At 56.5% G+C, this 18,032-nt stretch carries 16 protein-coding genes; 4 read left to right on the plus strand and 12 right to left on the minus strand.

Features of this window, described 5'->3' with window-relative positions; genetic code table 11:
- Positions 1-48: 48 nt before the first annotated feature.
- The 4 genes from MOP44_RS04400 to MOP44_RS04415 form a co-directional block, all read right to left on the minus strand.
- Positions 49-537 carry a universal stress protein gene (locus tag MOP44_RS04400; RefSeq protein WP_260794698.1) on the minus strand — a complete coding sequence of 163 codons (489 nt, stop codon included), beginning with the start codon at positions 535-537 and terminating at the stop codon, positions 49-51.
- Between the two features lie 376 nt (positions 538-913).
- The gene (locus MOP44_RS04405; RefSeq protein WP_260794699.1) at positions 914-2,263 is read right to left on the minus strand and encodes a TolC family protein; all 1,350 of its coding nucleotides are present in this window, start codon (positions 2,261-2,263) and stop codon (positions 914-916) included.
- A complete protein-coding gene (locus tag MOP44_RS04410) occupies positions 2,260-3,927 on the minus strand; it encodes an MFS transporter (protein WP_260794700.1) in 1,668 nt (555 codons plus the stop codon). The genes MOP44_RS04405 and MOP44_RS04410 overlap by 4 nt, the downstream gene beginning before the upstream one ends.
- 4 nt (positions 3,928-3,931) lie before the next feature.
- Positions 3,932-5,125 (minus strand): HlyD family secretion protein, encoded by a 1,194-nt coding sequence (locus MOP44_RS04415; protein ID WP_260794701.1) that lies wholly within the window; start codon positions 5,123-5,125, stop codon positions 3,932-3,934.
- 367 nt (positions 5,126-5,492) lie between these two features.
- Between MOP44_RS04415 and MOP44_RS04420 the strand changes: the two genes are divergently transcribed.
- On the plus strand, positions 5,493-5,936 hold the full coding sequence (locus tag MOP44_RS04420; protein ID WP_260794702.1) for a hypothetical protein: 444 nt from the start codon (positions 5,493-5,495) through the stop codon (positions 5,934-5,936).
- A gap of 139 nt (positions 5,937-6,075) precedes the next feature.
- Here MOP44_RS04420 and MOP44_RS28005 read toward each other — a convergent pair whose 3' ends face one another.
- Positions 6,076-6,270 carry a carbohydrate porin gene (locus MOP44_RS28005; RefSeq protein ID WP_390905471.1) on the minus strand — a complete coding sequence of 65 codons (195 nt, stop codon included), beginning with the start codon at positions 6,268-6,270 and terminating at the stop codon, positions 6,076-6,078.
- A 413-nt stretch (positions 6,271-6,683) separates the two neighbouring features.
- Here MOP44_RS28005 and MOP44_RS04425 point away from each other — a divergent pair, with 413 nt between their 5' ends.
- The 3 genes from MOP44_RS04425 (at position 6,684) to MOP44_RS04435 (ending at position 9,181) form a co-directional block, all read left to right on the plus strand.
- A complete protein-coding gene (locus MOP44_RS04425; RefSeq protein WP_260794703.1) occupies positions 6,684-7,700 on the plus strand; it encodes a carboxypeptidase-like regulatory domain-containing protein in 1,017 nt (338 codons plus the stop codon).
- 223 nt (positions 7,701-7,923) lie between these two features.
- Positions 7,924-8,865 (plus strand): hypothetical protein, encoded by a 942-nt coding sequence (locus MOP44_RS04430; RefSeq protein WP_260794704.1) that lies wholly within the window; start codon positions 7,924-7,926, stop codon positions 8,863-8,865.
- A 22-nt stretch (positions 8,866-8,887) separates the two neighbouring features.
- On the plus strand, positions 8,888-9,181 hold the full coding sequence (locus tag MOP44_RS04435; RefSeq protein WP_260794705.1) for a hypothetical protein: 294 nt from the start codon (positions 8,888-8,890) through the stop codon (positions 9,179-9,181).
- 253 nt (positions 9,182-9,434) lie between these two features.
- Here MOP44_RS04435 and MOP44_RS04440 read toward each other — a convergent pair whose 3' ends face one another.
- The 7 genes from MOP44_RS04440 to MOP44_RS04470 form a co-directional block, all read right to left on the minus strand.
- Entirely contained in the window at positions 9,435-10,205 is a 771-nt protein-coding gene (locus tag MOP44_RS04440; RefSeq protein WP_260794706.1) for an endonuclease/exonuclease/phosphatase family protein, read from the minus strand.
- 80 nt (positions 10,206-10,285) lie between these two features.
- A complete protein-coding gene (locus tag MOP44_RS04445; RefSeq protein ID WP_260794707.1) occupies positions 10,286-11,023 on the minus strand; it encodes a phosphocholine cytidylyltransferase family protein in 738 nt (245 codons plus the stop codon).
- Positions 11,020-11,892 (minus strand): CDP-alcohol phosphatidyltransferase family protein, encoded by an 873-nt coding sequence (locus MOP44_RS04450; RefSeq protein ID WP_260794708.1) that lies wholly within the window; start codon positions 11,890-11,892, stop codon positions 11,020-11,022. Before MOP44_RS04450 ends, MOP44_RS04445 begins: the two co-directional genes overlap by 4 nt.
- 378 nt (positions 11,893-12,270) lie before the next feature.
- Entirely contained in the window at positions 12,271-13,257 is a 987-nt protein-coding gene (locus MOP44_RS04455) for a lysylphosphatidylglycerol synthase domain-containing protein (protein WP_260794709.1), read from the minus strand.
- Positions 13,254-13,997, minus strand: coding sequence for an outer membrane lipoprotein-sorting protein (locus MOP44_RS04460; RefSeq protein ID WP_260794710.1), 744 nt, complete (start codon positions 13,995-13,997; stop codon positions 13,254-13,256). The genes MOP44_RS04455 and MOP44_RS04460 overlap by 4 nt, the downstream gene beginning before the upstream one ends.
- 2 nt (positions 13,998-13,999) lie before the next feature.
- On the minus strand, positions 14,000-16,945 hold the full coding sequence (locus MOP44_RS04465) for an ATP-binding protein (RefSeq protein ID WP_260794711.1): 2,946 nt from the start codon (positions 16,943-16,945) through the stop codon (positions 14,000-14,002).
- Between the two features lie 78 nt (positions 16,946-17,023).
- The gene (locus MOP44_RS04470) at positions 17,024-17,779 is read right to left on the minus strand and encodes an RNA polymerase sigma factor (RefSeq protein ID WP_260794712.1); all 756 of its coding nucleotides are present in this window, start codon (positions 17,777-17,779) and stop codon (positions 17,024-17,026) included.
- Between the last annotated feature and the right edge of the window lie 253 nt (positions 17,780-18,032).

Here is an 18,032-nt window from a genome sequence, read left to right on the forward strand (position 1 = left end):
TCCCTCACAAAGTTTGTTTCGCCCGATTAACATCTGACACCGGGCTGACTATCGCTCACCGTGAAGTTCCCCCTGCTCTTGCCTAGACTTCACCGCCAAAACGCTACAGGGCGCCTTCTGTTCCAAACTGAATACCGTGCTCCAAAGTCCGGCAATGTGCGAGCTGTGATGTCTGAGACCGATAATGAGAAGGTCGGTCCGGTTCGCGCGAAGGAAAGAAATCACACCATCGACTTCTTCGGCTTGGATCAGATGTCCGGTTATCTCGACGGATTGGCGCTGCCCCAAGGCTACGGCGGAATCTACGAGTTCCTTGTGCTGGCGCTTTCGATCTGCTTCAATGTCTTGCGCCACATAGGGAGCGGCTGTGGCAACGAATCCATAATATGCGGGTGGTGGCTCGATAACAGTGATGGTCTCGAGAGGCGTGCCCAGCAGCCTGCAGATCTCGATACCTGCGTTCAGGGCGTCAAGTGCGGCAGGAGATCCGTCGTACGCCGCGACAATTTTTCGGAATGCTTTTGATACCTCGAGCATGGGTTGCAATCATCCTTTCAGCTAAGAAGCTGATCAACTCGCACGTTCCGCATCAGATCGAGGAACGGCTTCAGAACACGTCTACCGTTGCGGCGCAGTACTCAGTCATCCCAGTTGCGGAATGGCATTCCATAGGCATTAAGCCGAAGTAGCGTCCTGTGCAAATAAGAAGCAAACTGCCGCATCCGTCAGGGCGATCAGTTCGGTGGACCCACATTCCGCACGAGGCTCAATGACATTCGACGGCGCAACTGCCTGAGCAGGAGTTTGAAGCGGTTGCATGGAAGACCGCGCCGAGTACTCCAACGCCGAATGCGATTTCGCCTGCACTCATGCCAATGCCACCCCACTAGTGTACGGAACCCGGTTCTGGGCGTCACTCTTTGGTCTCACCGATTGCCTCGCTCAACTCATCCTGTGCCTGCGAGTACTCGAGTTGCGCTTGCAGGAGCAGTGTCTGAGCGCCCGACTCCTGCGCGATTGCTGCTTCTGCTTGCGACCGCAGACTTGTACCCCTTTCCAGACCTTGCTCGGCCACGCGACGTGCCTCCTTGCGGGCGGCAAGCAGTTCCTTTGATACGACAATCATTTGTTCTGTCCGCTCGAGCTTGTTATAGGCAGTCAGTACCTTTACTCGAATTTCATCGGTGATTCGCGCCAGATTCTCTTTGGCCTGACCAACTTGGGACTCGCGTTCCCGGAGCACAGCCCGCTTCTTGCCACCATCGTAGAGGTCATAGCTGAGATGAACCCCGAATGTTCCAAAGTTGTGGGCGAGAAATGGGACGTTGTTCTGGTAGCTATAGCGGGAAAAAGCTTCAATGTCCGGTATGTATTCCCGTCTGGCTTCTCGGACTCCCGCGGACGCCTTTTCGACCACCGCGTTTGCTTGCGCAATCTCGGGATTCGAATCGAGCGCGAGCCGTATGCACTCTTGACGTGAAGAGCTTGGAACGGGAGCGGGAACCTCGCGGTCGAGTTCAACCTCGGTCTCGATTGGAAGACCGACCACGTCATTAAATCGCATGCGCAAGTCTGATAGCTGCAGGTCTGACGTCAACAATTCCTGTTTCGCCTGGAGCGATTGCGCACGGCTGTCTATAAGGTCGGCTTCCAGTGTACTTCCGTATTTCACTTGCTGGATGCGTTCGCTCTGAAGATCCTCAAACGCGCGAATCCTCGCTTCGATCGCGTGATGCTGCGACTGGACGATCAGGATCTGGTAATAGAGCTGTCGCACCTTAAGCTCAACTTGGTCCTTCACAGACCGAGCTTCCGCCTTGCCGGCGTCTACATCGGCACGTGCAGCGTCATTTGCCGCTTTGATTTTGAAAATCTGAGTGAGTGGCTGAACCAGGCCTGTGCCGCTCGTCTCGAAGGTTTTCTCTCCCTGGTTAATGACAAATGTGCGAGAAGGTATCGCAACGCCTCCCACCTTGCCAAACGCACCTGTTGGTATAGAGATGAATTGGGTATCCGTTAGGTGGGCAAAAACACTGTCGTTTTTGATCGTGGGAAGGTAGGCGCTCCTGGCTACTTCCCTGGCGTGTTCGGTTTCCTCCACCTTCAGGGACGCGATGCGGACGGTGTGGTTGTGCGCCAAGGCTAAGTCCACAGCCCGCTCCAGATTCATTGCTTGATGAGCCGTTGAATCTGCAGTCTGTGCCAGCACACTTTCTTGTCCTATGAGCAGGACACTCAATATCAGTAGTAGTCGAACGTTCATGGCCTCGCCTCCTGCGGTGAATCGGCACCTTGCTGCAGCGCGGGCAGCTGCCGAAAGTTCATGGGTGACCTGCGCAGCGCGGCGGTGAAGACCAACATCACCACGCAGGCCGCTACAACGATATGGAACGCGTCAATAAAGGCCAAGCTGTAGGCCTGCAAGCGGAGTCTGCTGTCGATAACGCCGACGGCACGCCCGGCAGCACCGAAGGCGCCGTTCGACCGCCCGGCCAAACCCGCAGCCAGGCCGTGCAAGGTGCCATCGACTAGCCAGTTGCCCGATTGAACGTGCAACCCAAGAAGATTGGAGTGCAGTTTCTCCCGTTCAGCGATGAAGTGCCCCATCAGGGCCACACCCACCTGTCCGCCCAGCAGTCTGACAGAATGAAAGAATGCCGAAACGGTGAGTGCGCGCTGTGGTGCTTCCAGTCCGCCAGAGAATGCGACCTGCAGGATGATGGACGAAATCAATCCCAGCAAGGCGAACGATTGACCGACTCCCATCAGCAACTCCGTAGGGAAGTAGCTCTCAGCCGACCAGGCGCTGGTGAAGTTCGCATTGAGCACACAGGCAAAGGCGATGGCCGTGAAGCCGATTGCCATCAGCAGGCGCGAATCTATGCCTTTATAGAGAAGCAGGGCGCCGACGAAAGCCAGCGCGATCTCAAGGACAGCCGTCCAGAACACAGCCGGGCCGTATTGCTCCGCGTCGAGGCCCCGCACCGACAACGACTGCGGAATAATGATGATGGTTGCCAGGAGCACTAGCCGGAATGAAAAAAGCGCAAATCCTAACAGAATTGTGTTCCAGTTGCGGAGGTAGCCTAAGTCAACCAGGAAGTTAGGAACGCGCAATCGGCGCTCCAGAGAGAAAAGCAAGAGCACCGCCGAGCCCGCGAACAATCCGTTGAACAGTCCTGACCGCCACCAGTCCAGCCTCTGCCCCTGATCGAGAGCTGCGAAGAGCAAAGCAAAGCCGGCACTCAGATAGAGGAATCCAGCAAAGCTGGGCGCTTCTTTCTTGCTTTGAGGCATCGGCGATTCGGGAATTCCGAAGTACACACACGCCATCATCGCGGGAGTTGCAAGCGCGGGAAGCCAGAACATCCATTCCCAGGAAAGGTGATTCCGGAAGAATCCGTAGATCGACGGGGCACAGTTGACCGCGCCCTCGATGAAGAAGGCGTAGAGCGCGAGCACCAGAGCCAGATACCGTAATGGAATATTACGCAGGGCGAACGTCAGCGTCAGCGGATAGAATGTCCCCGATGTCAACCCTGCAACCGCCAGCAGTACGATGAGCAAACTGTAGCTGTGTACCTGGGGAAGAGATGCGGAAACCACAGTGAATATGGACGCACCAGCCAAAAGCACCCGGCGCGCTCCAAACAGCCCACCCAAGTAGACCGAGAATGGCCCGATGAACATCAGAGCTACGTTGAATGCACTTCCGACCCATGCTCCTTCGTCATAGCTGATGCCGACGTTGCCTTTGAGGTCAGCGAGGCCGAGGCTGAGCAATCGTCCGGTAAGGGTTACGATCGCTGCACCCAGAAGGACCCCAAGGATTCCCAGCAGCGGGCTATGAGACAGATCCGCAGGAAACGGCGACGCAGGCTTCCGCTCAGGGCTTCCGGCCGCGGCTGAAATGGCGGTTACGCTCATTGGGTTACCTTCCGGTTCTCACGGTTACCACTGCGGAAAGTCCGGGCCGGAGCTGATGATTCAGAGGCGACTCATCGAGGACAATCTTGACCGGCACACGCTGCACGACCTTGGTGAAATTCCCCGTCGCATTGTCGGGAGGGAGTAAAGCGAACTGCGAACCGCTTGCCGGAGCAATCTCGAGAACTCGGCCCTTGATCACTTGCCCCGGAAATACATCAATGCGAACCTCAACCCCATCGCCGGGCTTGATGTTGGTTAATTGAGTCTCGCGGAAATTCGCTGCGACCCAACGCGTGGTATCCACGAATGGAATCACCTGGGTTCCGGGGGATACGAGCTGTCCCGGCCGGACTTGACGTTCCCCGACGGTGCCGTCCGCAGGCGCCAGAATGCGTGTATACCCGAGGTTCACTTGCGCCGCAGCCAGCGCAGCCTGCCTGGCATGGAGATCAGCGACAAGCTGGGCCTCCTGGGACTCGAGCACGAGTTTGCCGCCGCGCTCGGCTTCGGCTGCAGCCTGATTGCTCCGCCGCAGCGTGTGGGCCTGGGCAAGATCGGCGTCGCGGCTCGTTACTTGTGCCGTGAATCGCTCCTCATTGGCAACTGCCGATTCCACCATCTGCTGCGTGGTCGCCTTCGATGCGATCAGTGCTTCCTGCCGGGTGCGCTCCAAGCGAGCTCGGGTCACATCGGCGCGTGTAGCCTCTCTTCCGGCTTGCGCTGCGACAATCTGAGCATCTGCTTCGTCGATTCCGGTCAGCGCCCGGTCGATCTTTGCATCCTGCAGTTCACGCTGCCTCACGTTGTTCTCGATGGCTGCCCTGGCAGCTTCAACCGCGGCTGCCGCTTGGTCTACCTGTGCGCGGTAGTCGTCATCGTCGAGTTGAACCAAGATGTCGCCTTTGTGGACGATCTGGTAATCATTGACCCTTACTTGGCGCACGATACCCGAGATCTTCGTGCTGAGTGGAGTGACATCGCCGCGAACATAGGCATCATTGGTCGTTTGCTGGGCTCGTCCACCCTCCCAGCCGTTCCAGTTGCGGGTGACGGTCACAATGACCGCTACGGCCAGCGCGATCACGATTAAGGGCGCGCCATACTTCTGCCATGCGGCTTTCAAGATTCCTGGTTCTACAACCTGTGCTGAGTAGCTCACAATGTATTCCTTCCAAAGAGCTCTGAGTATTCCCACGGACACCTGTCTATCGGCACACGTCGTGCCAAACGGATCTAGGCCGGTAATTCCTGCAAAATGAAGGCGCACTGAATCGATGCTGGCGAAAGAGAGATGTCGAAAGTCGTAATTGTCGAAGCACATTCGACGGCGTCACAGCGTTCGAATATTCGGGCTCCTATATCAGAAACACGCGTCCGATTTCGGAAATCACATAGAAAATGGTGTTTAGCCGTCGCGGAATCTCCGAGCGAACTGCCGCATCGGGTCAGTGGAGAAATGGCATTCGAAATGCTCATTCAGGTGCAACCGGAATCTGCGAATCGATATGCTCTAAACCGAGTCGTCGGCGCAGTATCCGGGCAGAAGTAACTTCGGAGCAGCTATGAATTTGCTCATCAGTGCCCCTTTGGCAGCTATCGCCGGATCGTTCGTCGGCGCATTGGGCTCCAGCCTCGCTACCTGGATCGCGGCGAGACACCAGGACCGCCGCGAACTCTTAGGCAGACAGATCGCGCGGCGGGAGGAATTGTATTCCGACTTTATCGGCGAGAGCGTGCGCCTGCTGGTCGATGCCATGCAACACAATGGAAACGATCTTCAGAAGCTGTTGCCAATTTATGCGCTGATAAGCCGCATTCGGCTCAGTTCTTCCAAACCCGTTCTGCGCGAAGCTGAACAGGTCATGAACATCATCGTGCGTACGTATCCAGAACCCAACTTGACAGCCGAGCAAATTCAATCTCGGGCAATGAAGGGCGAGGACCCGTTGAGACACTTCAGCGACGTCTGTCGCGCCGAACTCGATTCCCTTCAACAACGTCTCTAAAGGACGATTCAGCTAGATCTGCAGCTGATCAACCATCGGCGCGATGGAACTCCGCCTGGACGGCTTCGGTTGGTGCGTGAAGCAAAAAAGGCACTACCACCAGTTTCTGCCGGCACTCCGTATGTCAGTCCCGATGGTTCTATCCTGTGCGGGGGACCCCGCCCACAAATCCGCGCAAACGATCTGACCATTTCGCGTAAGTGACGAACGTGCGGAGCACTGGGCGGGTGAAGAACTCGCGTCCGACTTCAATTTGCGACGCGATGGTGATCTTCTGCAGCCATCCATCATATATACCTCGGCCGCTGCGCGTGTGGTTGACGCCTGCCTCCACTGCGAGCGAGAGTGGATGCCCTGAAGGAAGCCCACTGGTCCCAGCTATCCTGCGCGTTCCGGCGCCGGCGGCTGACCCGCCAGATCTACTGAGAAGCAACTTGCTCGACGCGAAACAACGAAATCTAGAATGGTAAAGACCTCAATGGGCTGACGCTCGGTGGCTCTGAGCAGTTCGCAGACGTCCTCACTATCCTCCTTCTTCCTGCCCGAACAACCGAATTCGGCAGAATCGCTCCGTCTGCCTTCGGCCGGACCGCGCCTGATGCACGTTCGAATGTGTCGACGTCATTCTCGACAGATTCATCAGTCCGTCACGACGTGGCGCACGAATCTCCCTTGAGAAAAAAAGGACTTACGCGACGAAGTGATTTGGCATGCTCATTGCCTTCTTTAGGGCGAGAGGGAAATTGAATGCCACGCAAATTCTTGCTTGTATGTCTTTTGGTCTGCACGCTTCGCGGTTTCGCTGAAAAGGGAAACCGCCCGGGATCTGCCGTAAGCGGAAGCATCAGCGGAACTGTCGTTGACGTTAATGATGGTATCGTCCCTGGAGCCACTGTGGTCCTCCATTGCGAAAGTCCCTGCAAAGAGGAATCCGCAGTTGCTGGCGATACAGGCAGTTTTGAGTTCAAGAGCCTAAGCCTCGGAAGCCGTTACGAGATCGCGGTGAGGGCCGAAGGTTTCAAAGACTGGACCTCCGCACCGATCACGCTGACGCCTGAGCAGAGCGTATTCCTTCTAACTGACGTGCGAATCGAAGCCGCAAGAACTACGGAGTCGGTGACGGTCTACGCTTCGCGCGACGAGATCGCAACAGAACAAGTCCGACTCGCAGAACACCAGCGCGTCCTGGGCGTCATACCCAACTTCTATGTTGTCTACGATCCAAAGAACGCGGTGCCGCTTTCATCCAAACTCAAATTCAAGCTTGCGATGAGAACCGCATTAGACCCGGTTACCGTGTCCGGAGTTGTACTTCTCGCCGGAGTACAGCAGGCGGGAGGCACTCCCAACTATGTGGGAGGCGCCAAGGGATATGGCCAGCGCCTGGGGGCGGACGCTGCCAGTGGCTTCAGCAGCATCCTGTTAGGAAGCGCCATTCTGCCATCTCTGCTGCATCAGGATCCTCGCTACTTTTGCCAGGGAACGGGTACAACCTCCTCGCGCCTCAAGCACGCAATATTCAGTCCGTTCATCACTCGAGGTGACAACGGAAGGTCCCAGGTAAACTTCTCCAGCCTCGGAGGCGATTTGGCTTCGAGTGCTCTCTCAGAGACGTATTTCCCTAACTCGAACCGCGGGCCAGGCTTGGTCTTCGGAAACTTCGCGATCGGAACTGGAGAGCGCATGGCCGGGGCAGTTCTGCAGGAGTTCATTTTGCGCAGACTCACCCCCAGCGCCAGGAAGCAAAGAGAGGGGGTCAGATGAAACCGCGCATTCACCGCCAGACGCACGGGTGGGCCGTTGAACAAGGCATTCACCTGATCGGATTGGCGCCGACCTTTCGAGCGGCTTGCACCTTTGCGAATCAATGGTTTCAAAAAGACTGGAAACTCGTATGAAGTCCATTCGCCTGCAGCCAAATGAGCACCAGATGCATCCTGTTCTACCCGGGAAAAGATTCCCTCATTCAATGAACCGGAGAGATGGAATGACCATTTTGACCAAACTACTGCCGGCACTCGCAGCAATCGCCGTACTGGCGGCGAGTGCCTATGCCCAGAACGCAAAGGTAGGCCCTGGAGTCACACCTTTCGTAGCCTTCAAAGCCGAGTCTCCAGCGAGGGTGATTGCGGATCTTCCTAGCCCACTAGGCGCGACGACTGAAGTGCATCACACACCTTCGGCTTGCGGAAACCCAGAAGTAAACCCGCAAGTGCGAAAGGCCCTCGGACTGGTCTGTTTGCAGCCAATTGCCGATCCCGCGCCGGCGTCTGCGAACGGATTGATCGTGATTGGTTTTCTGGGCGGCTTTGTAAAAGGTCACGAATCCAATCACCCGGAGGTCTGGTTCGGTTCCTATCTTCAAGAACGATACTCGCCCGCTATACACGTTGAGACGTATTCGAATCACCAAGGCCGTCAAGCAATGAGCGACGTCCTGCAGAGGCTTGATACCGATCATGATGGTGCTCTAACCGCCTCGGAAAAGCAGCAGGCGAGTATCATCCTTTACGGACACAGTTGGGGAGCATCGGAAGCGGTGGCATTTGCAAGAGATCTTGAGCGGATCGGAGTCCCTGTCCTGCTTACGGTTCAGATTGACATTGTGCCTAAACCGGGCCAACACGCAACCGTTGTTCCACCAAACGTTCGTTCGGCTGTCAATCTCTTTCAGTCGAGCGGCCCGCTGCATGGACGGTCCGAAATCGTCGCTGAAAATCCGGAACAGACAGAGATCATCGGCAATTTTCACATGACATATGACGGTAAGCACGTTGATTGTCGAAACTATCCCCTCTTCGCCCGCAGGTTTAATAAGCCCCATCACGAAATCGAGAACGACCCTCGGGTTTGGAAGCAGGTCGCCGAAATCATTGATGCGCGGGTTGTCTCCGCGGGAAGTCCCAGTGATCGGGCGGCATTGCGTTAATGCCAGACGGGAGTTGCAGCGGATGATCCGACGATCTGCCATGCGCATCAGATCGAGCCCCACAGTTCGGGTGCCGGTACGTATCATGCCGGGCAGATTCGTCTCTATACTGCTCGCGTCCGAAACCTGGGCCCATGCAATTGTCTTGGACTGGCGGTGCCTGGTTGTATGGCTCGCCGAGAAGCGCGCATTCGTGTTTCCCTTCGGGGCTCCCGATCAACGCACCGTGTTCACCCCGGAGCGGGTAGCTATCGAGAAACTCGACGGCACCGTGATTGCTGAGCGACAGACCAAAGGACTCGTTCACCGGCCATGATTTCTTCTTCGGGGAGAATCTGATGCTCCGGCGCCACGATTAAAGCCTCAATGTTGCCGGAAGGATGGCGGCGGCCCAGCTGACCTCAGACCACATGGTCGCATACGGTATCGACTTTCTAACAAAGCGCCTCGCACATGCGCGCGGAATCGATCCCCATCACCGGGAAATGTTGATGGTCTCGATCGATATCACTGACGTCTGATACGGGTAGCAGAGTTTCTTCCGTCTTGAGCTAACTCACCGGCGCCCTCTACCACCCTTTGGAAAGGCCTAGCTCGAATGAGATCGGATAATGGTCAGACGCCTTGATTGAGTTATGGACGCGGCCCTTCTCGATCTGCACAGGACCGCGTACAAACGCCCAATCGATATGACGGCCCGACTCGAGGAGGTGGCGCGCCGGAGTGGTCGCCATGCGTCCGCTCGGCATTGCGCTGACGAATCCCTCGCGCACGATTGCTGCGCCTGCCGCAGCAGTGGACGCATCTAGGTTCAGATCGCCGGCAACAACCGTCGGGCCGGCAGCCCCTCGCGCCCTTGCGTCCATCAGCACCTCATTCAATTGAGCCAGGCGCAATTCATCGTGGCCTCGGCTTTCAAGGTGCAGGTTGTAAGAGACAACAGCGGCATTGCTGGGAACGCTGATCTCTGCAACGAGCGCAATTCTTCCTCCGAGCCTCTCCTGGAAGGGCTCGACCTTTGGAACGTACCAGCGAGGTTGCCAGAAGCTCGACTGCTGCTGAAATCGAATGGCTCGGGGATTTGAAATCCTCCATCGCGACAATGTAGCTTGCCCGTGGTACGCCGGGCTCGAGTTGGAACCTTGCGTTAGTTCCACAAATTCCCGGCCGAACACATAGTTCAGGCGAAGTTTTCGCGCGATCTCCTGAGCCACGTTGAGGCGTTGTGTGCGTCGCGCATTCAGGTCGACTTCCTGGAGGATGAGAACGTCCGCATTCGCATCGCCCAGGAAGTCGATGATCGACCGAAGCTGCAAGCCGCGGTCTATGTTCCAGTCCACCACACGTATCGAACTGCGTGGCCACGACAGCCACTGGCTTGGCGCAAAATTCTCCGCGATAATCTCTGGTGCTGACACGATCAGGCGGCCCTTGCAATATTCGGAAATACTGCTTGCTGCGCGAACATTAGGTCGAGTGGGTCATCGATCTCTGCCCAGGCCAGTCCCCCAGTGGTCGTGTAACCCACCGCAACTCCCTCGTCCGCGAGCTCCTGCACGGCGACATTAAAGAACCCGTTGACCTCACCCGACATTACAAAACTGTCCAGCTTATCGAAGAATCTTCCTTGGATCCCTTTCGAGAACACCGTGATCCCGATATACGTTCCGCTGAACTCCTCGCGGGAAATCTTCTTGCTCATTCGAATTACACGGTCATCTTCGATGATCACCTTCATCGTCTCATCGCGCCACAGTGGGTCCAGGATCATTGAGATCGGCGAAAATGGGTGGACGGCGGAAACCAGGATCTCAGGGTCAAAAACGACGTCGGCGTTGAGAACCACAAAACTGTCCCCTCGCAGCCATTCGATTGCGAGCCACAGCGAGAAGATATTGTTGGTCATTGCAAATGCCGGATTCTCGATAAGCTGAACCCTCAGTCCACTTTCAGCCCAATTGGCTTTCACATGGCGGACAATCTGCTCTTTCTCGTAGCCGACCACGATCGCCACGTCATGAATGCCGGCCCTCGCTATGGCCTCGAACTGGTGGTCCAGGATCGTGAAATCATCCACATCAATCAGACACTTTGGATGTTCTCCATGCACAGAGCGAAGCCTGGTACCCTGCCCTGCGGCCAATATTACCGCTTTCATGCCGTCTCCTTCATGGTGTTTGCTGTTGATGTCGCGCCCGCCGCGAATGGCTGGGCGAAGAACCGACGATCGAAGTAGAGCGTCAAAATCCAGGTGAGATGAGCGCCGATTGTTGCGAGAAGGAAGACAAGCGGCAGCGCTCCGATGACTGCGAAGATTACAATGTAGTGGACTAGGATGCCTCTTCTTATGAAGGCCTGAAGTTGGCGCACGACGCGGGAAATCCAGTTTCCTGAATCCCCGTCGAGCAACTGGTACATGCGACCGAGGTATTCGTTCGGCCGATCCGCTGTGGTGGCGCGGCGCCGCTGCAGGGAAGTCACAATCAAGGCCAGCACGATTCCGGCAAGCAGCACGCCGCCCATGATGATGGCCGCGCTCCCGTATCTGTGACTCAGTCCGATCATGATTCCCCCGAAGAGCAAAAGGTAGCTCAGCCCATCGGCAAATCCCTCAAGCCACGTTCCGCGGGGCGACTCAGCAAACTTGATTCGTGCCAGCATGCCGTCCATCTCATCAAAGAGACCCGCAATGTAAAACAACAAGGCGCCTAGTAGCGAATACAGATAGCCGCCGCGAGCGAATGCAACGGCTGATAGAACGGAAATGACCACACCGCCGAACGTCACCTGATTTGGCGTCACCGATGTGTGGGAAAGCATGCGCACAAAGGGGCGGCAAAGGCGGCGGTTGAAGCTGGTATGAATACCATCCAGGATTTTGCCGGAGTGGGCCACCAGAAATCGTTCCGCTGCGGCGACACTCTCTGCTGACGTGATCCGGACACCCATTGTCTCGAAAAACGGAAGGGTGGGTGTGGGCTCGTCGATCTCACTCAGACACACCTGAGCGGGCTTCGTCCAATTCACAGAGGCCAGGGGACGTAGCGGGAGACCCTTCAGAAACTGCTTGCTGGTAACCCAGTTCCATGGAATCCAAAGGAAGTGATCATTCACATAGTGCGCAACCCGATTCCAACTTCTCCTCTCTCTCGGATCAAAGGTGCTGGAGTGAATGAAGCGGACTGGAGTTCCTGAAGAGACAACATTCTGGGAGAACTGCCTGGCTAATGCATGACCCAGTATGTCTGAACTGATCAAGACTATTTCGGTCGCCCCTGCACGGCTTGCAGTAACGATGGTCCTCTTCAGCAACGGAATGCCGGCAACTGGCCGAACCAGAAGGTCCGACGTTCTATCTTGGCCTATGGGAGAATTGGAGTCGGAAATAGAGATGACTACTTGCATTTACAAACCTCCTTCAGAAATTGCGGTAGAATGCGCGAATGCTTGCGGGTCACGGACACGTGAGCGGCGCGAAGTCCAAGCCAGCCAGAGAATCCCGCTAAGTGCCCAGATCAGGTCACGCGCTCTCCGAGTCAGGGCAAGGCTCAGGCCAAGCATGGGCGAAAGACCGACAAGCGAAAACGCTGATATCGCACCGCCCTCGTCGGCACCGATGCGGGCAGGAATCCATCCGCTTGCAAGCTTCAGGGCGCGTGTCACTCCCTCTATGGCCATGACCGCCACAACGTGAACAGGCAGATGCAGTGACCACAGAACAATGAACACTTCCAGAACGATCAGTAACTGGCATGCCATACCGATCCAGAACATGCGGCTCACCAACCCGGGCTGCTCCAGGCGGTAGCGCCGAATCGCCCTTTCCCACCTTTCCGCGCGCACAAGCCAGGAGGGGGTGCGCTTTCCGCACGCTCGTACTACATGGGCTAGAACGGAATCGCGTCGCGTGATGGCCAACACGGCGAGGCCAAGGATCAGAACAGCGGGGAGCCAATGGTAGGCCGTGCCATGGACGGCAAACAAAGGAAGACATGCTAAACCCGAAATTGCGATCAGGACGGACGTGAGCCAGTACACACCTGTGTCAAGGAAAGTGGCCGTAATGGTCGCGTCGCTGGAGGTGCCCAGAAGCTTTATCTTCATAGGCTCGGAAAGCGCCGGACCGAGAACCGTGAGATATCCCATCGCCTGCGAGGCGACTCGGACTCCTACCAACGTCCTTCTGTCGACAGCAATGTTCTCGCCTTTTAGAGATGCCGACCATGTGACGCTCTGGAGAGTGAGGCGCAGAAGGCTCAGCGCAATCACAAGGGGGAGTGCAACGCGCATAGCCGTCAACTGCCCCAGCATCGTAGAGATGCCGGCATGGGCTATCACCCACGCCAACAGCATCACTGCTCCGCACGCGATAATCAGCTGAACTCTTTTCATCGTGTCAGGCTCGCAATCGGATCCGTTGCCGTCGCGCGCCTCGTAGGCGGATCGAGCACGTACCCCGAGTTGTCGATCGTTAGTTCTGAGGGTCCGAAGATTCGCACTTCGCTTGTGGTGCGGGTCGACGAGGCAAGCCAGAACTGGCCCACTCTCTGGTACGTGTGAACGAAATGTACGTTGTGCACCCAGAACGAGGGATTTCGGGCAGGCCGTCCTTCGATGCGAACGATTGCATAGGCATTCGCATCAACCCAGACCTTTCCGTCTATGAAGTATTTGTTCTCTGTTTTTGGAGTGACCGACAACACGTATGCCGGACCGGAATCGAGAGTCTCCAGCCCGACGACCTCGAATTTGTAATTTGCTGGAATGATGCGGGTGCTGGTGCGAGACTCCCGCTTCGATGCCTCTCTCTCTTCGCTCAAGATCTTGTAAAGCACATGCTTGCGAATCGCACTCGATCCCGTTTCGGAAATAATCGTGAAGCTCTTCGACCCGTCAGGGGCGGACTCCAGGCGCACCTCTAATTCAGCGTGGCGAGTGCTGTTTACGGCCTCGTAACGACGAAGAGCCGTATACCCTGTCAGTTCTGATTTACGTTCGTCATCGGCCCGCATCATCCTTGCAACCACTTCATCCGCGGTTGGAAGCGGCTCCGGGGTCTGGGACCAGGCAACCCTCGCCAGGCAAAGCCCGATTGCAAAGATCGCCGGAGCAACCTTGATAGTCAGTCTCATAGCTAAAACTCCAGTACGAATTTGCCGTGGAATGTCCGGGCGGGACCGTTGAAGAACTCGCCGAATCGTGCGCTGTCTACATCGTTTTGAACATCGCGATAGTTGTCGCGATTGAATAGGTTGTACGCGCCGGCGCCGATTCGCGCGTGCATCTCCCGAATGGGTAAGTGAACACGGCGCCAGACCTGCAGGTCAGTCGAGACAAATTCCGGGAAGCGATCTTCATTTCTTGGTCCAACGAACTCCCGGTACTGGTTGACCGTGGAGTACGCGAACCCGCTATGAACATCGAGCACCGGCGCAACCGTCACTTTCCACGGGACGGCAATCTCTCCCCAGGCGAGGAAGCGATTCGGCGCATCGAAGCTCAGACGGGCGCGCTGATTGGGTTGAATTACCGCCACAGGGTCGTTCCCGAAAAACTGGTTGATGTCGTTCAGGTCGCCATACGCTCGAGAATGAACATAGGAAGCGTTCAACGTGCTGTGGTGAAGTCGATAGATCCCCGATACTTGCAATTCCTTGTAGATGTCACCTCCGTGATTCGATAACTCCAGGATTCCGGTCGGTTTGAATACAACGGGGTTGACGAAATACGCGCGCGCTGTCAGGCGTTGCAGATAACCGGCGCGTACCAGGAACCCGCTTGTGATTTCACGATTCAACTCCACGTTCCATACTTCGCCGCGCGGACTGTTCAAGTCGCTCGAGAGAACATTCGAGTACTCTGTCGAACTGACAGCCCCACCGGCGGAATTTAGCTCAGTTACTGTTCGGTTCGGTAGATCGCGAAACGCCGGAATGTTGAGCGGAACGCGGTCATAGAAGAATCCTGCTCCCCCCTTGAGCACAGTTTTGCCGTCGCCCGTCAGGGAAAGGGTGAACCCTGCCCGAGGAGCGGCATTTACCGAACCTGTCACGGAGTCCCAATCAAGCCTGATCCCCAGATCAACCGCCAGGCGGTCTGACACAGACCACTTGTCGCCGGCGAACCACGCCACCTCATTCTGGTGAACGGAGATATTCGACGTTGGCCCGAAGTCGATTCGTTCCAGCGCGTAGTTATCACGCCCGACAACCTGCACTGATCGAAACTCCTGGCGGCCGTCGTAGGAACTCCGCGCGAAGGTTGCGCCCGCATCGAGTTCGTGCGATCCGAGAAAATGATGGGGGTGAGAGTGATAGAGCTCTGCCCACTCTGTACGCGTTGTATTACGGTCCTGAGTGTTGAAGAAGCCGCCCTTGGTGGTTTCCACCAGCATCTGATAAGGCGCAATGCTGTTCGGTCGCAGGTCAGCGTCAAATTGTTGAATACTCACTTGCGAGGTGAGCAGGTCGCTCGAATCGGTAATATAACGGTGCTGAAGATATGCCTCAAATCCGCGCTGATGCAGGTCAGGTGTGCTCTCTTGGGGCGTAAATGTGTTCAGCCCGTAGTAGTCGAGCTTTTGCGGAAAGACCGCGAACGACGCAGTCGCAGTTTGCTTGTTGCGGATGTTGGCGTCGATCTGCGTGTATGAGTTGAGGTTTTCCGAGCGCGTCCACGCTTCCAGCGGAGGCAAGCTGTATACCTGCGCCCGCTCATAACGGTATTCAAGCGACTGCGTGAATGCGATTTTGTCCTTCACAACCGGGCCCGAGACCGTAACTCGAGGGGTCGCGGCGGCAATCCCCATGATTGTCCCATCGACTCGCCGCATGCGCGGAAGCAGGTTCTGCGCAGAGAACCGGAAGTTGCTGAAGTTGCCAGGCCGTGTCTCCACATTCGAGACCGCACCAGTGAATTTGCCATACTCCGGGTCGTAGGGCGTCGAGAAGATCTGCACTGACGACACCACGTCTATGGGGATATTGAGCGTGGAAGTCCCTGTGGCCGGATCGGTTACATCAGCGTCATTGAGAAGCGAGCCGTTTTGGGATGACCGCGCGCCCTTCATGTTGATTTGGCCATTCCGACCGCGAACGACGCCCGGAACCAAAGGCAACAGATCGTTGAACCGTTCGTCGAGATTAGGCATGTTCCTGAGAGCCGACTCGCCGATCGTGTTGATTGCGGACGACTCCTTTGCATCGTTTGCTTCGGCGTTCGCGGTTACCGTAGTTGAATCCGCAACGGCAGCGACCTTCATTTCAAGTTCGATTTCCGAAACATTGCCGGCCGCAACCGTAACGCCCTGCTGTCCAACCATCCCGGGCGCTAGCGCGGCAATCGTGTAAGAGCCTGGCGGAACGATGCCAAACGCGAACTTCCCTTCGCCGTCGCTTTCCGCCTCAACATGGATCGGACCCTCCAGTGACACCTTCGCGGCCAGCACAATCGTGCGTGCGCCGCTTCCGTCGACCGTAAACACATCGCCGTGGACGCTACCGTCTGTTGATCCGCTGGTTTGAGCGAATGCAGACGTAGCGAGTAGTCCGAGCGTTAGCGCCAAATTCACGAGCCTTTGCATTCCACTTCCCTTTTCTGAGACTGAGCGACCGTTGAATGCTTTGCGCATGTGCACAACCGTACCCTTCCGCTCGAAGCAGACTTCATCCATCAAGGTCTTCATCAGATAGACCCCCCGCCCCGACGTGCGCAGCTGATTCTCCGGGGAGGTGGGGTCAGGTACTCTATCGAGTTCGAAACCCTCTCCCTCATCCTGAACCGTGATCGAGACATCTCCGCGCATGCTGCATCTGCAGCGCACATCCACGCGCTTTCCAGGGTCTTCCTGGTTGCCGTGAACGATGGCATTCGCAAGTGCCTCACGAAGCGCCAACTCGATCGCGAGGTTGTCCCCTTTCCGGAATCTCGAGACAAATTCCATCAGTCGGTCGACTAATGGCGAGATAATCGCCACGTCGCTTGGGTAGGTGTCTCGTACCTCGACAAACGGAGAGGAGTGGCGAGCCTGCGTTGCGCAGGTGGATGATTCCGGCCAGCTCGTGTTTTTGAACATCGTCATGGTTCTCCAGCTCCAACGCCCGGGCTGCCAGGCGCGCCTCTGTCTATTTGCCGGTTTCGGGCATGATCCGCGCCCCAGCTAGTAGCAAGCGTCAAACACCGATACGCCTCGCGCTTCTAGCCTGGAACGCAGAATTCTCCTGGCTCGAAAGAGACGCGACTTTACTGAACCGATCGAAAGTCCGAGAGTGTCGGCGGCCTCTTGAAGGGACTTCTCCTGAAGATGGAACAGGTCCAGGACACTTCGATATTCGGACGGAAGCCCATTTATCGCCTTGGTCAATACTCCCAGTGCCTGTCGCGTCGCATAGGTCCGTTCACTGCTTAGCGCGTGATGCAGGGTGTCCCGTAACTTCGCTCCGTCATCGGTTTCGACCGGTTGATCAATCGACACTTCCGCGCGAACTCTTCGCTTCCGGAGAAGCATCAGCGCAGAATTTGTTGCAATTCTCGAAATCCAAGTCGGGAACGCACAGGATTCCCTGAAACTGGCTAGGTGGGAGTAAGCATTCATGAGGCTCTCCTGCACCACGTCCTCAGCGTCCTCGCGATTGCGCAAAATTCTGAAGACCTTCTTGCGAATCGTCGGGAGGTACCTCCTGCTCAACTCTTCAAACGCTCGCGCATCGGAAGATTTGGCGGCGCAGACCAACTGCTCGTCTGTTGCACGCGCATGGACAAGCTGCCCTTGTTCGCTGGCGGTGTTGCTTCTACCTCTCGTGTCGCGGCGATCGCAGCCAGGCGCAACGTCACACGAAAATTCGTCGGCATTAGTCAAGTTGAACAAAATCGCGGCCAGGGTCGCGGGGTCCATCGCTGAAGGCTGCAGTTCCATGTATCGGCCCCTTTCGGAAAGGAAAATGACGTAGCTGTCTTGCTCAATCGCAATTGGCGCGCCAAAGTTGAAAGGACCGCTAAGTAGCGCAAAATGATGCCTTATTCGAGATCGCACAGGTGGCAGAGATGTCGAAGGTCGAAATTGCCGCGAGGATTTCGACAGTTGAGCACGCGAATATCCGAGACCGCGTTCGGCAGCGTTCGCGCAATGTGGGCCGTCGGCCAAGACTCTCTAACTCATCTCCCGCGCG

Origin of the sequence: Occallatibacter riparius (genome assembly GCF_025264625.1) — a bacterium.
Taxonomy (GTDB): domain Bacteria; phylum Acidobacteriota; class Terriglobia; order Terriglobales; family Acidobacteriaceae; genus Telmatobacter; species Telmatobacter riparius.

What these genes read in the sequence shown, in the direction of transcription:
- MOP44_RS04400 (WP_260794698.1), bottom strand. Translation starts at nt 537, where the DNA reads ATGCTCGAGGTATCAAAAGCATTCCGAAAAATTGTCGCGGCGTACGAC.
- MOP44_RS04405 (WP_260794699.1), bottom strand. Translation starts at nt 2,263, where the DNA reads ATGAACGTTCGACTACTACTGATATTGAGTGTCCTGCTCATAGGACAA.
- MOP44_RS04410 (WP_260794700.1), bottom strand. Translation starts at nt 3,927, where the DNA reads ATGAGCGTAACCGCCATTTCAGCCGCGGCCGGAAGCCCTGAGCGGAAG.
- MOP44_RS04420 (WP_260794702.1), top strand. Translation starts at nt 5,493, where the DNA reads ATGAATTTGCTCATCAGTGCCCCTTTGGCAGCTATCGCCGGATCGTTC.
- MOP44_RS04425 (WP_260794703.1), top strand. Translation starts at nt 6,684, where the DNA reads ATGCCACGCAAATTCTTGCTTGTATGTCTTTTGGTCTGCACGCTTCGC.
- MOP44_RS04430 (WP_260794704.1), top strand. Translation starts at nt 7,924, where the DNA reads ATGACCATTTTGACCAAACTACTGCCGGCACTCGCAGCAATCGCCGTA.
- MOP44_RS04435 (WP_260794705.1), top strand. Translation starts at nt 8,888, where the DNA reads ATGATCCGACGATCTGCCATGCGCATCAGATCGAGCCCCACAGTTCGG.
- MOP44_RS04445 (WP_260794707.1), bottom strand. Translation starts at nt 11,023, where the DNA reads ATGAAAGCGGTAATATTGGCCGCAGGGCAGGGTACCAGGCTTCGCTCT.
- MOP44_RS04455 (WP_260794709.1), bottom strand. Translation starts at nt 13,257, where the DNA reads ATGAAAAGAGTTCAGCTGATTATCGCGTGCGGAGCAGTGATGCTGTTG.
- MOP44_RS04460 (WP_260794710.1), bottom strand. Translation starts at nt 13,997, where the DNA reads ATGAGACTGACTATCAAGGTTGCTCCGGCGATCTTTGCAATCGGGCTT.
- MOP44_RS04465 (WP_260794711.1), bottom strand. Translation starts at nt 16,945, where the DNA reads ATGACGATGTTCAAAAACACGAGCTGGCCGGAATCATCCACCTGCGCA.
- MOP44_RS04470 (WP_260794712.1), bottom strand. Translation starts at nt 17,779, where the DNA reads ATGGAACTGCAGCCTTCAGCGATGGACCCCGCGACCCTGGCCGCGATT.